The sequence below is a fragment of the Kribbella sp. NBC_00662 genome (genome assembly GCF_041430295.1).
GTDB lineage: Bacteria > Actinomycetota > Actinomycetes > Propionibacteriales > Kribbellaceae > Kribbella.
This window is the reverse complement of sequence record NZ_CP109029.1, coordinates 6,200,206-6,212,232: the sequence shown is the minus strand read 5'-3', so window position 1 is coordinate 6,212,232 and position 12,027 is coordinate 6,200,206. Positions and strand designations below refer to the sequence as shown.

At 67.6% G+C, this 12,027-nt stretch carries 13 protein-coding genes; 1 reads left to right on the top strand and 12 read right to left on the bottom strand.

The window, feature by feature from the left end; genetic code table 11:
- Position 1: 1 nt before the first annotated feature.
- Both ppk2 and OHA10_RS30785 read right to left on the bottom strand, forming a co-directional pair.
- Positions 2-910, bottom strand: coding sequence for a polyphosphate kinase 2 (gene ppk2 / locus OHA10_RS30790; RefSeq protein WP_371402256.1), 909 nt, complete (start codon positions 908-910; stop codon positions 2-4).
- 42 nt (positions 911-952) lie between these two features.
- Positions 953-1,579 (bottom strand): cyclopropane-fatty-acyl-phospholipid synthase family protein, encoded by a 627-nt coding sequence (locus OHA10_RS30785; protein ID WP_371402255.1) that lies wholly within the window; start codon positions 1,577-1,579, stop codon positions 953-955.
- A gap of 76 nt (positions 1,580-1,655) precedes the next feature.
- Here OHA10_RS30785 and OHA10_RS30780 point away from each other — a divergent pair, with 76 nt between their 5' ends.
- Complete coding sequence (locus tag OHA10_RS30780; RefSeq protein ID WP_371402254.1) at positions 1,656-2,465, top strand: phosphotransferase; 810 nt, start codon at positions 1,656-1,658, stop codon at positions 2,463-2,465.
- Positions 2,466-2,532: 67 nt separating this feature from the next.
- On the opposite strand, the gene OHA10_RS30775 is transcribed toward OHA10_RS30780, so the two are convergent.
- The 10 genes from OHA10_RS30775 to OHA10_RS30730 form a co-directional block, all read right to left on the bottom strand.
- Complete coding sequence (locus OHA10_RS30775) at positions 2,533-3,588, bottom strand: Gfo/Idh/MocA family protein (protein WP_371402253.1); 1,056 nt, start codon at positions 3,586-3,588, stop codon at positions 2,533-2,535.
- A gap of 1 nt (position 3,589) precedes the next feature.
- Positions 3,590-4,432 (bottom strand): sugar phosphate isomerase/epimerase family protein, encoded by an 843-nt coding sequence (locus tag OHA10_RS30770; protein ID WP_371402252.1) that lies wholly within the window; start codon positions 4,430-4,432, stop codon positions 3,590-3,592.
- Positions 4,433-4,451: 19 nt separating this feature from the next.
- On the bottom strand, positions 4,452-5,591 hold the full coding sequence (locus tag OHA10_RS30765) for an ROK family protein (RefSeq protein ID WP_371402251.1): 1,140 nt from the start codon (positions 5,589-5,591) through the stop codon (positions 4,452-4,454).
- A gap of 73 nt (positions 5,592-5,664) precedes the next feature.
- Positions 5,665-6,342, bottom strand: coding sequence for a YidC/Oxa1 family membrane protein insertase (locus OHA10_RS30760; RefSeq protein WP_371402250.1), 678 nt, complete (start codon positions 6,340-6,342; stop codon positions 5,665-5,667).
- Between the two features lie 45 nt (positions 6,343-6,387).
- Positions 6,388-6,666: a DUF6412 domain-containing protein gene (locus OHA10_RS30755; RefSeq protein ID WP_371402249.1), complete on the bottom strand. Its 279-nt coding sequence runs from the start codon at positions 6,664-6,666 to the stop codon at positions 6,388-6,390.
- Positions 6,666-7,985 carry an RNA polymerase sigma factor gene (locus tag OHA10_RS30750; RefSeq protein ID WP_371402248.1) on the bottom strand — a complete coding sequence of 440 codons (1,320 nt, stop codon included), beginning with the start codon at positions 7,983-7,985 and terminating at the stop codon, positions 6,666-6,668. Before OHA10_RS30750 ends, OHA10_RS30755 begins: the two co-directional genes overlap by 1 nt.
- Before the next feature lie 285 nt (positions 7,986-8,270).
- A complete protein-coding gene (locus OHA10_RS30745) occupies positions 8,271-8,891 on the bottom strand; it encodes an HhH-GPD-type base excision DNA repair protein (RefSeq protein WP_137255259.1) in 621 nt (206 codons plus the stop codon).
- Between the two features lies 1 nt (position 8,892).
- On the bottom strand, positions 8,893-9,321 hold the full coding sequence (locus OHA10_RS30740; RefSeq protein ID WP_371402247.1) for a universal stress protein: 429 nt from the start codon (positions 9,319-9,321) through the stop codon (positions 8,893-8,895).
- A gap of 379 nt (positions 9,322-9,700) precedes the next feature.
- A complete protein-coding gene (locus tag OHA10_RS30735; RefSeq protein ID WP_371402246.1) occupies positions 9,701-11,179 on the bottom strand; it encodes a glutamate--cysteine ligase in 1,479 nt (492 codons plus the stop codon).
- Between the two features lie 77 nt (positions 11,180-11,256).
- Positions 11,257-12,018, bottom strand: coding sequence for an MBL fold metallo-hydrolase (locus OHA10_RS30730; RefSeq protein ID WP_371402245.1), 762 nt, complete (start codon positions 12,016-12,018; stop codon positions 11,257-11,259).
- Positions 12,019-12,027: the final 9 nt, after the last annotated feature.

The following is a 12,027-nucleotide window of genomic DNA, read 5'->3' as shown; positions in this document are numbered from 1 at the left end:
GCTACAGCTTGGGGAACGTGCGGTTGGCGGATTCGCCGTGTTCCAGGACTTGGGCGGCGGGGCCCAGGATTTTGGGGTCGGGGTGGCCTACCAGCTCTTCGTCTTTGTCGGTGTAGTCGTAGAGGCTGAGGACGTGGCGCATCGCCTCCAGGCGGGCGCGTTTCTTGTCGTTGCTCTTTACGACGGTCCAGGGGGCGTGTTCGGTGTCGGTGTAGTGGAACATCGCCTCCTTTGCCTCGGTGTACGCCGACCATTTGTCCAAAGACGCCAGGTCCGTCGGGGACAGCTTCCACTGGCGGACCGGGTCGATCTGGCGGATGGTAAAGCGGGTCTGCTGTTCGGCCTGCGACACCGAGAACCAGAGCTTGACCAGCAGGATCCCCGAGCGGACCAGCATCCGCTCGAACTCCGGTGCCTGGCGCATGAATTCCTCGTACTGCTCCTGGTCGCAGAAACCCATCACATGCTCCACGCACGCGCGGTTGTACCAGGACCGATCGAAGAGCGTCATCTCACCAGCCGCCGGCAGGTGTGCGACGTACCGCTGGAAGTACCACTGGGTCTGCTCGCGGTCGGTCGGCTTCTCGAGCGCGACGATGCTCGCGCCGCGCGGATTCAGGTGCTCCATGAACCGCTTGATCGTCCCACCCTTGCCGGCCGCGTCGCGGCCCTCGAACACGATCACCAGCCGCTGCTTCGAGCGCTTCACCCAGTACTGCAGCTTCAGCAGCTCGATCTGCAGCAGCCGCTTGTCCCGGTCGTAGATCTCCCGCGGCAGCCGTTCGCCGTACGGATACCCCTCGCGCCAGGTGTCCACCGGCGTACCGTCGGCACGCAGCAGCACCGGGTCGTCGTCCTCCTCGTCGAGGACGCGGAAACCAAGCTCTTGGACCAGGTCAGGCGTGTTCATGTCCCCAGCGTCAGCTCCCTTGGTGGCCGCCAGGTGAACAGCTCATCGGCGGCGGAGTTTGACCGTGCAGTCGCGGCGATTGATCAACTCACCGTCACGCATCACCTGCGCGCGGTCGTGCACCTGGCTGACCAGCGTATCCCACTCGCCGTCGGGCAGCTCGAGGCTTTCGATCACCTCGTCCGGCGTCGGGAAATGAATGTCCGGATGGGGATTGTGCTCCCCCGGCGGGAACCCCATATGCCCTTCGATCAGCAGTACGCCGTGACGCGCGACCACCTCGGCCGCACGCCGCAGAATCGCATCTCGCGGCAGCTCGGTCTTGGAGTGCAGGAACTGCGCCGACACGAGATCGAACGAGCCCTCCGGGAACGACTGCCCGAGCTCGTGCTGCTGCCAGTCGACCCGGTCCTCGACGCCGGCGTCCTCCGCGTGCTGAGCCGCTCGTTCCAGCGCGACCGACGAGATGTCGACCCCGGTCACCGTCCAGCCCTGCTGTGCGAGCCAGATCGCATCCGCGCCTTCGCCGCAGCCGAGGTCGAGTGCGCGACCCGGCGTCAGGCCGGACACCTCGTCCACCAGGACCACGTTCGGCCGGCCGCTCCAGACCTGGTCGTGCTCGGCGTAGAACGCATTCCAATAATCTTCGGACAGTTCCTCGGTCGTCATGTGAAGATGCTGCGTTGGCCCCGGGTCGGCGAGCAAACATGTTTGCCAGATCGGCAAGTCGGAGTGGAGGACGGTAGTGATCGAGGACGGCGAGGAGATTCCGCTGCTCGGCGGTGATGTGACCGAGGGACTGGTCCGCGTCGGTGACACGGTACGGCGGCCGCCGGGTGAGCGGGACGAGCTTGTCCGGGACGTGCTGCTCCATCTCGAGAGGGTCGGCTTCGCGGGAGCACCGCGGTACGTCGGCGTCGACTCCGCCGGCCGCGAAACGCTCACGTACGTCGAGGGCGAGGTCGCGGGTCGTCCGCGCCCGCCGTGGATCGCCGACGAGCAGCGCGCGATCTCGCTCGCGCATCTGCTGCGCGCGTACCACGATGCCGTCCAGGGATTCGGCATCCCGCAGAACCTGCCCGCGCCGATCGGTCCACCCGGCCTACCGGCCCTCGACGATCAGCCGGAGCTGATCGGCCATCAGGACCTCACACCCGAGAACGTCGTCTTCCGCGACGGACGCGCGTACGCGTTGATCGACTTCGACCTGCTCCGGCCGGTCAGCCGAGCCGCCGACGTGGTCAACCTGATGCTGTGGTGGGCACCGTTCGGCGACGACGCCGATCTCGATCCGGAGCTCCGAGGTCTCGACCAGTCGCGGCGCTGTCGCCTCCTCGCCGATGCCTACGGTCTCTCCGATCCGGACCGCAGGCGGTTGATGGACCTCGCGATGGCCCGCGACGAGCGCACCTGGCACACGATGAAGTACCGCGCCGAGACCCTCGGCGGCGGCTGGCAGCGGATGTGGAGCGAAGGCGTCGGCGACAAGATCCGGCATCGCCAGGCCTGGCTCGAGAAGTACGCCGACACGATCACGACGGCGCTGCTCGCCTGAACCGCACCGGAAGGCTGACCGCGGCTGAACCTGACCGCCCCTGACCAGGCTCAGCCGCGGCGCCTGCTCAACGGGTGATCGTCACCTCGGCGCCGATCCTGGCGGACTCGTAGATCGCCGACAGCATCCGCGCCATCTCCAGACCCTGCTCGGCGGTCGCGTCGGCCGGGATCTCACCGCGGCAGATCTGCAGGAAGTGGTCGATCTGGTTCGCGAACCCGACCTGGAAGTCGAACCCGAGCGAGTCGATCTGCGGCTGGACGTGCAGCAGCGTGTCGTGCCGCTCGGTGATCATCAGCAGCTCGGGCTCGATCTCCGCGCCGCCCTTGTCACCGTGGATCTTCACGCTCGTCGAGTTCCGGGCGTGCAGCGAGTACGACGTGTCGACGTCGAGGACCGCCCCGCCCTCGAACCGGATCTGCGCCGTGGCGTAGTCCTCGACGTTGTTCACCTTGGTCTCGGACGCGGCGCGGTACCGAGTCAGGTGCTGGATGTTGTCCCGGGCCCCGAGCGGCGAGAACGTCGCCCCCGACACCGAGACCGGCGTCGGCATGCCCATCAGGTACCAGCACAGGTCGATGATGTGCACGCCCAGGTCGATCAGCGGGCCGCCGCCGGACACGTTGACGTCGCCGAACCAGCCGCCGGGGTTGCCGGCCGCCCGGATGATCGTCGCCCGCGCGGCGTAGATGTTGCCGAACTCGCCTTCGTCCAGGAATCGCTTCGTGACCAGGGCGTTCGGGGCGAAGCGCCGTACGTAGCCGATCTGCAGCGCATTGCCGGTCTCCTTGGTCGCCTTCACCAGCGCCTCGGCCTCGGCGACCGTCACGGACATCGGCTTCTCGACCAGCACGTGCTTGCCGGCCCGGAGCGCGGCCTCGGCGATCTTGGCGTGCAGCAGGTTCGGCACGCAGATGCTGACGGCGTCGACGCCGGAATCGTTGAGGATCTCGTCGACGACATCCGTCGCCCGCGGTACGCCGAACTCGTCGGCGCGCGCCTTGGCCCGCGTCCGGTCGATGTCACACACGGCCACGAGCTCGGCCTGGGGGTTCTTCTGGTACGAGATCAGGTGCTGGGTCGCGATCGCGCCAACGCCGATCACTGCGATGCGGGTCGTCATGTCAGGCAGCTCCTGCCAGTCTGAGGATGTTGTCGAGAGAGCGTTCGATGGCGTCCGGCGTCCGCTCCAGACCCTCGAACTCGAGGCTCACCGGTACGTCGGGCTTGGTGTTGACCAGCGCGAGCAGACCGGCCAGATCCACGTCGCCGTGGCCCGAGATCGTGCCGAGCAGGTAGTCACCGGCTAGCGTCTTCAGCCAGCCGTCGCCGGCCGACCGGCGGATGTGGAAGTCCTTCACGCCGATCGAGGCGGCGAGGTCGATCAGGCCGGCAGCCGTCTTGCCGGGCACCTCGCCGACACACAGGCCGTTGCCGAGGTCGAGCGTGACGCGGAAGTTCGGGCGATCGACGGCGTGTACGAGCCGCGCCAGCCGGTCGCTCCCGTTCATGAAGAAGCCGTGGTTCTCGATCGTCGACGTGATGCCCAGCTCGGCCGCGTGGTCGGCGACCGCCCGGCATCCCTCGACGACCTTGGCGAACGTTGTCTCGAACTCCCCAGGGTCCTGCTCGCGCCACGACCACGGCGCGACGTCGTGGCGGAAGATCCGGGCGCCGAACCGGTGCGCGACGTCCAGCTGCCGACGCAGCCGGTCGATCTCCTTGTCGTCGGCGGTCCGCAGGTCGCCGCTGACCAGGTAGTTCACGATCGGTACGCCGACCTCCTCCGCGTGCTTGGCCGTGTCGTTCACGACATCGGGGTTCTCCAGGTAGTACTCGCCGTCCATCGCGGCGACCTCGATGTGCCCGGCCGGGGATGCCGCCACCCAGTCCAGGACGCCGATCAGGTCCATCTCACCGCTCGTCATGAGCGAGCGGAAGCAGTACGAGCTGACTCCGAGCTTCACGTGCTGGTCCTCTCAGTGTTCAGGGGAATCGAGGGGAATCGAGGGGAATGCGGTACCACGGACTCGGGTAGTCCTTGACGCCGTAGATGTCCGAGCCGAACCGGTCGAACGCATTGCCGACCGCCCCGAGCACCACCGCCTCGCGCCCCAGAGCCGAGGCGACGAACGGTGGACGCTCAGGGAAAACCAGTTCTTTCTCGACCGCCGCCACCAGTGGTCGCAGCAGTACGCCGCTGTCCTGCGCGAGCCCGCCCCGGACGACGACGACCTCGGGGTCGACGGTCAGCAGGACGGTCGCGATCCGCCCGGCGATCTGCGCGCAGAAGTCCTCGATCTCTTCCCGGGCGGAGACGTCGCCCTGAGCGGCCGCCGTCAGTACTTCCTCGCCGGTCGGGTGGGATGCCCAGATCAGCTGTCCACGTTGGGCGTTCCGCGTCCAGCGCATACCGCGCTGTGCGCCGAGTTCGCCGGCGAGGCGGTGACGTCCTTGCCGGATCACCCCGTTCAGGACGATCGAGACGGACAGGCGTTGACCGATCTGGAGGTAGACGACATCGGAGTACCCGCGGCCGGCGCCGACCCGCTGCTCGGCGAGCGCCGCGAGCTTGATGTCGTTGTCCACGGCAACGGGTTTGCCGAGGTCCTGTCCGACGACGTCCGCGATCTGCAGTCCGACGAGCTCGGGCAGCGCGAGGCTGGCGCGGAGGTAGCCGTTCGGCTCGATCACACCAGGCAGCGCGACCCCGACCCCACGCAGACGCTCGAGATCGAGCGAAGCGTCCGACGCCGCGGTGTGGACGGCGTACCGGATCAGGTCCGGCGTCGGCTCCTGCCTGAGCTCGGTGTAGGCGACGCGGGAGCCGGACAGGTCGCAGATGATCGCCCGTACGCCGCGTGGGCCGAGGTCGACGCCGGCCACCAGACCGGCCTCCCGCGCGAACCGGAAGGCTCGCGCGGGACGGCCTGGTCCGGCGGTCGACGGTTCGGTCGGCTCGACCAGACCGGCCTCGACAAGGTCATCGAGTACGGCGTGAACCGTGGGACGCGAGAGCCCGGTCCCGGCGCTGATGACGCCGACCGTCTGCGCAGCGTCGGCCTGGTCGGTATCGGCCAGGAAACGCAGACAGGCGACCTGGTTCGCGCCTCGCACAGTGTCCATCGGCCCCAAACCTGTTATTCAACCGGCTTTAATAAAGACGGTAGCAGAACTAGTTCGAGGGTGGCAACGAAAGTCAGCGGTTCAGAATCGTCCGTTCGACAACCGTCCACGCGGTGGTCGTGAGCACGTAGAGACCGGCGGCGAGCGGGACGAAGGCAACGGTCAGGATTGTGCCGTACGGCAGCAGTTGCGCAAGCCGCCGCGACAAGGTCGTCGCCGAAGCGTCCAATTGGCGCACCTGGAAGCGTGCCGAGAACCACGCGACGACCGCGACCAGAACAGCAACCGCGAGGAACGCCGGCGTGCCGGCGAAGATCGGCCAGTGCACGCCGAGCGGCGCACCGAGCAGGCTCCCGCTGAGCAACTGATTCGACTCCCCCGCCACGACCGTGCGGGAGAACAGCGTGTACATCAGCCAGAAGAACGGCAGTTGCGCCAGTGTCGGCAGGAACCCGGCGAACAGCGTCGTACCGGACTCCGACTGCAGCTTCGCCACTTCACGCTGCAGGCGTTCGGGGTTGCCGCGATGGCGTTCGGTCAACTGCTTCAGCTGCGGCATGATCGCCGCCCGCGCCTTCAGCCCGCGCTGGGCGCGCACGCTCAACGGGACAAGACACAGGCGTACGACGAGGGTGCACAGGACGATCGCGCTCACCGCGGCGTACGCACCGGTGAGCGGTTGGAGGGTCGAGACGAGGGACGTGAGCAAGTGATAGGCACCGGCGACCGGTGCCTCCAGGAAAGAAGGCACAGCAGAACTCCACGAGTGAGTAGGAACAGGTAGCGAGGAAGTGCGCTACTGCCCTGGTGCTCGTGGTCGGGGCCGGCCGGCGAGATCCGGATCCCGGAGCGAGAGGTAGGCGGTGCGGCGGGCGTTGGCCCGGGTGGCGCTGACCCGCGCCGGGATCGGCGAGGCGAGCGGGCGCTGCGCCGCGGTCCGGGCGACCGTGACCTGGACCGCGAGGAACAGCACGGCCGCCGCCGTGAACACGGCGACGGCCAGCAGGCCCGAGTCCGGGCCGAGGGCAGGCATCGCCAGCGTCCACACGCCGGCGAACACCTGCCCCATCGTCATCAGTCCAGGTAGTCCCGGAGGACCTGCGAACGCGACGGGTGCCGCAGCTTCGACATGGTCTTCGACTCGATCTGGCGGATCCGCTCGCGGGTCACGCCGTACACCTTGCCGATCTCGTCGAGCGTCTTCGGCTGGCCGTCGGTGAGACCGAACCGCATCGAGACCACACCGGCCTCGCGCTCGGACAGCGTGTCGAGGACGGCGTGCAGCTGCTCCTGGAGCAGCGTGAACGAGACCGCCTCGGCCGGCACGATCGCCTCGGAGTCCTCGATCAGGTCACCGAACTCGGAGTCGCCGTCCTCACCGAGCGGAGTGTGCAGCGAGATCGGCTCGCGACCGTACTTCTGCACCTCGATGACCTTCTCCGGGGTCATGTCGAGCTCCTTGGCGAGCTCCTCCGGAGTGGGCTCCCGGCCGAGGTCCTGCAGCATCTGCCGCTGGACGCGGGCCAGTTTGTTGATGACCTCGACCATGTGCACCGGGATACGGATCGTCCGGGCCTGGTCGGCCATCGCGCGGGTGATCGCCTGCCGGATCCACCAGGTGGCGTACGTCGAGAACTTGTAGCCCTTGGTGTAGTCGAACTTCTCCACCGCGCGGATCAGACCGAGGTTGCCCTCCTGGATCAGGTCCAGGAACAGCATGCCGCGGCCGGTGTAGCGCTTGGCCAACGACACCACCAGGCGCAGGTTGGCCTCGAGCAGGTGGTTCTTGGCGCGGCGGCCGTCCTCGGAGATCCACTCGTACTCGTCGCGGACCTTGTCCTTGAGCTTGGCGGCCTCGTCGGCGGTCTGCTCCTCCGCGAACAGACCGGCCTCGATCCGCTTCGCGAGCTCGACCTCCTGCTCGGCGTTCAGCAGCGGGACCTTGCCGATCTGCTTCAGGTAGTCCTTGACCGGGTCCGCGGTGGCGCCGGCCACCATCACCTGCTGCTCGGGCTCGTCGGTCTCGTCGGCCTCGGAGACGATGAAGCCCTGGTCCTCGGTGAGCTCCTTCTCCAGCCCCTTCACCGCATCGGGCTGGAAGTCGGACTCGTCCACCTCATCGAGAGCGCGCGGCTTGCCGGTCTTCGGGTCGATCGCCAGACCCGCCTCGGACACTGCCTTCTTCGCCGGAGCCTTCTTGGCAGCGGCCTTCTTCGCGGGGATACCGTCCTCCTTGGTGCTGGCGGCCTTCACCGCCGCCTTCTTCGCGGCCACCTTCTTGGCGGCAGCGGGATCGGCCACTCGGGCGCTGGTCCTCGGAGCCGTGCTGCGGGCGGTGGCGGCCACGGCCCGGGCCGGCTCGGCGGGAAGATTCTCGGACGAGCTGGACGACACGAATTACCTCTCGTCTGACGCAGGGTTTGTACGGCGGTACGACTGTTGAAGCTACGGGTCTTGCTGAGTCTGTGAGTACTACGTTGTGCGGCTGCTCGCTGGTCAGGCGGCGGCAACAGTCCATTGTAATCCGCGAACCAAGGCCACGCGTCGCACGACCCCCCGGAACGGTGCACTCAGGCCCCTGCCGGGCGGGCGTTCCCGCGACGGCAAGGGCCTGATCTGCTCGGTACTCGAAGGGTACGTCGTCGGTCGCCCTTCTGCTGAACCGTTATACGTCTGTGTTCACCCGTTGCGTGTCTGCCGCAGCGGCCGCGCCACCACCCGCTGGCGGACCACCTGCTGCTCCTGCTTGAACTGTCGCACCCGGACCAGCGATGCCACGTCGATCACATCCGCGACGGACTTGAACGCGCCGTCCTCGCCGTACGGCTCGGACGCCTCGCGCCACCCGCGCGGACGGACCTTGAGTTGCTTGCCGAGCAGCGCGACGAAGATCTTCGCCTTCTGCGCGCCGAAGCCCGGCAGGGCCGACAGCCTGGCCAGCAGGTCGTCCCCGGATTTGACATCGGACCAGAGGGCTGAAGCGTTACCGCCGTACTGCTCGTCCAGGTGTTTGGCCAGGGTCTGGATCCGCGCCGCCATCGCGGTCGGGAACCGGTGCACGGCCGGCGGACCGGCCACCACCTCGACGAAAGCGTCGGGGTCGTAGTGCGCGACCGTGGCGGGATCGAACGGTCCCATCATCCGCTTCGAGATCGCGACCGGGCCCGCGAACGCGCGCTCCATCGGGATCTGCTGGTCCAGCAACATGCCGACCAGCAAGGCGAACGGATCTCTGCTCAACATCTCGTCGGCGTCGGGCTGCTGTGCGAGGCACAATTTCCTGCTGCGTGTCGAAGTCACCTCAGTCCTCCCCTCCCTCGTCCAACTCACCCTCGGCCTTGACGGCGAGCACCGGACACGGAGCATCGAGCAGCACCCGCTGCGCGTTGCTGCCGAGAATGAGCTTGCCGACCGGCGAGCGGCGCCGCAGCCCGATCACGATGAACTCCGCATGCACCTGCTCGGCGACGGCCACCAGGTCCTCCGCCGGGTCCAGGCCACGCACCAGCTGCCGCACCTCGTACGGCACGCCGGTCGAGTCGAGTTGCTCCCGTACTTCCGTCAAAGCGGCATCACTCGCCGCAGCCTCGTCGCTGTCGAAGCCGCGTCCGCCCCGGTGCGAGTTCACCACTACCAACTTCGCGTCGCGCAGCGTCGCTTCCTCCGCTGCTCGCCGAAGAGCCGCACGGCCTTCCGCCTTCGGCACATAACCCACGACGATGGTCGTCATCGCCCTGCCTCACCTCCGGGTGTGTGTCGACCCGTCTCGAACGATACTGCTCCCGACCGCGGTCGGCATCCGCTGCATTTGCACCTGTTGTGTCGCGGCGGTGACGGAGGGCTGCCGGTGCCCGAGTACTACCCGCGGCGGGCCCGCCTAACCTTCCGGTGGCCACACCTTTGCAGGGCTGTCACCCAACGCGCCACCCCTGTAGTCCGGGTCGTTATCGAACTCGTCCAAGAACCCGCCCAGCCAGTTGCCCTGGGCAAGATCGGAAGGGTTCCGTCAGAAGGACCAGGGTTCCGCTCATCCTTGTCCTACGTTGTCTGCGCAAATACCTTCCCCACCCACCGCCCCGGTCAGGCGTCGATCGCGGAAGCTAACCGGTTCAGTCGACCGGCCATTCGTGCACCGGCGTGTTCTCGTGCATGTGGTCGCGGTACCGGCGCAGCATCCCGCGCAACGCGTCCTTGCGACCGTGCGACCCCTTTGTATACAGGCGATGGAACTCATCGGCCTGCCACGACGCGCCGTTGCGGCTGGTGAGGCACCGCTGCTCGATGATGCCGAGCAGCCGGTCCCGCACCGCCACGTCGACTCCCCAGGCGTCCAGACCGCGAACCGCCAACGGCAGAAGGCGTCTGAGCACGAGCTCGGTCGCGCGCGCCGTACCGACGCCCGGCCAGAACACCTCCGCGTCGATCCCGTTGCGGGCGGCGTTGTGGAAGTTCTCCTCGGCCGCGCTGAACGACATCTGCGACCAGATCGGCCGTTCGTCGTCGGCGAGCGCGCGGACCAGACCGAAGTAGAACGCGCCGTTGGCGATCGTGTCGACGACGGTCGGCCCGGCCGGCAGGACACGATTCTCGACGCGCAGATGCGGTTTCTCCCGGACAACGTCGTACACCGGGCGGTTCCAGCGATAGATCGTCCCGTTGTGCAGCCGCAACTCCGAAAGCGCGGGAGTGTCGCCGCGGTCGAGGACCTCGATCGGATCCTCGTCGGACGTCACCGGCAGCAGGGCCGGGTAGTAGCGCGAGTTCTCCTCGAACAGATCGAAGATCGAGGTGATCCATCGTTCACCGAACCAGACCCGCGGCCGGACGCCCTGCGTCTTCAGCTCGTGCGTGCGGGTGTCGGCGGCCTGCTCGAACAACGCGATCCGGGTCTCGCGCAGCAGCTCCTTGCCGAACAGGAACGGCGAGTTGGCCCCGACGGCGAGTTGTACGCCGGAGATCGCCTGCGCGGCGTTCCAGTACCGCGGGAAGGCTTCCGGTGTCACCTGGAGGTGGAACTGCGTCGACGTACACGCGGCCTCCGGGACGATGCTGTCCGCGGTGACCTGCAGACGCTCGACCCCGTCGATCGAGATCTGCACGTCCTCTCCGCGGGCCGCGAAGATCTGATCGTTGAGCAACGCGTACCGCGGGTTGGTGCTGAGTGCGTCGCGGCGGATGTGCTCGGTCAGCAGGGTCGGCAGGATGCCGATCACCACCATCGACGAGCCGGTCCGGGCAGCCTTGTCCTCGGCGGCGTTCAGGCTGTCCCGGATGCTTGCTTCCATCGTGTCCAGGCCGAGTCCGTCGATCTGCCCGGGTGGCACGTTGATCTCGATGTTGAACTGACCCAGCTCGGTCTGGAACGCGTCGTCCTCGATCGCGCTCAGCACCTCGGTGTTCTTGAACGCCGGGTCGCACTTCTCGTCGACCAGGTTCAGCTCGATCTCGATCCCGGTCATCGGCCGGTCGGGCGCGAACCGGGCTTCGCGCAGCATCCGCGCGAAGGCGTCCAGATTGCGATGGACCTGACCCCGGAACGCGGTCCGGTCCGCCCGGGTGAACTCGACCCGGTCGACTTCCTCACCCATCAGCGCCTCCCCTGGTGGCTCCCCGGTTACAGCATGGCCTCAGTGTGCCCGAAGGTGCCCATCTACCGCGCGCCGAATCACACCGGACAGACGATGAAGTCCTTCCGCTCGATCCGGACCGGCTCCTCCCCCGCCTCCGCCAGCACCTCGGCCAGCTCGGTCAGTACGTCGGGACGCAGCTGCAGCTCGTGCTCGCCGGGGTGCTTGTCGGAGCCCATCTCGAAGTCCTGGCCCGGCTGGTCCGTCAGCTCGATGTGCGCGCCCAGGATCCACTCGACCGGATTGCCGTCAGCAACAAACTCCGCCAGCCGCGCGACACTCGCCCGGAACGCCGGCCAGTCGAAGACGTAGAGCCGGCCCGGGTACAGCGAGTCGCCGCTGAACAGCAGCCGCGTGTTCCGGTCGTACGTCGCGATGTGCGAGGCGTGGTGCCCCGGGATCGGGACGATGTCGAGCACCCGGCCGCCGAGGTCGAACTGCGCAACGCCGTTCGGCCGGTCGGCGAACCCGAAGTACCGCGCGACATCCTCGGCCGTCTTCCCGACAACCTGATCGAACTCGTCGTCGCCGCCGACGTGGTCGCCGTGGCTGTGGGTGTGCGCGACGACCAGCTCGCGCTCCCCGGCCAGCTCGTCGATCAGCGGACGGAGCGGGGCGTGACCGGTGCCGGTGTCGAGCAGGAGGGCGCGCTCGTCGCCGAGGAGGAGGTACAGGAACGGGCCCTCGAAGTTGGTGTGGAGCGCCTGGCGGATGATCGCCGTACGGTCGTCGTACCAATGGACCTGGTGGGCGGAAGTGGACGGATCGGTGCCGTCGTCCCACTGCTCGGGAAACGTCATAGCGGGAAT

Coding starts and splice junctions, on each gene's coding strand:
- OHA10_RS30775 (WP_371402253.1), bottom strand. CDS start 3,588: ATGACGACCCGCATCGCAGTGATCGGCGTTGGCGCGATCGCGACCCAG.
- OHA10_RS30785 (WP_371402255.1), bottom strand. CDS start 1,579: ATGACGACCGAGGAACTGTCCGAAGATTATTGGAATGCGTTCTACGCC.
- OHA10_RS30730 (WP_371402245.1), bottom strand. CDS start 12,018: ATGACGTTTCCCGAGCAGTGGGACGACGGCACCGATCCGTCCACTTCC.
- OHA10_RS30765 (WP_371402251.1), bottom strand. CDS start 5,591: ATGGACACTGTGCGAGGCGCGAACCAGGTCGCCTGTCTGCGTTTCCTG.
- OHA10_RS30755 (WP_371402249.1), bottom strand. CDS start 6,666: ATGACGATGGGGCAGGTGTTCGCCGGCGTGTGGACGCTGGCGATGCCT.
- OHA10_RS30740 (WP_371402247.1), bottom strand. CDS start 9,321: ATGACGACCATCGTCGTGGGTTATGTGCCGAAGGCGGAAGGCCGTGCG.
- OHA10_RS30735 (WP_371402246.1), bottom strand. CDS start 11,179: ATGGGTGAGGAAGTCGACCGGGTCGAGTTCACCCGGGCGGACCGGACC.
- ppk2 (WP_371402256.1), bottom strand. CDS start 910: ATGAACACGCCTGACCTGGTCCAAGAGCTTGGTTTCCGCGTCCTCGAC.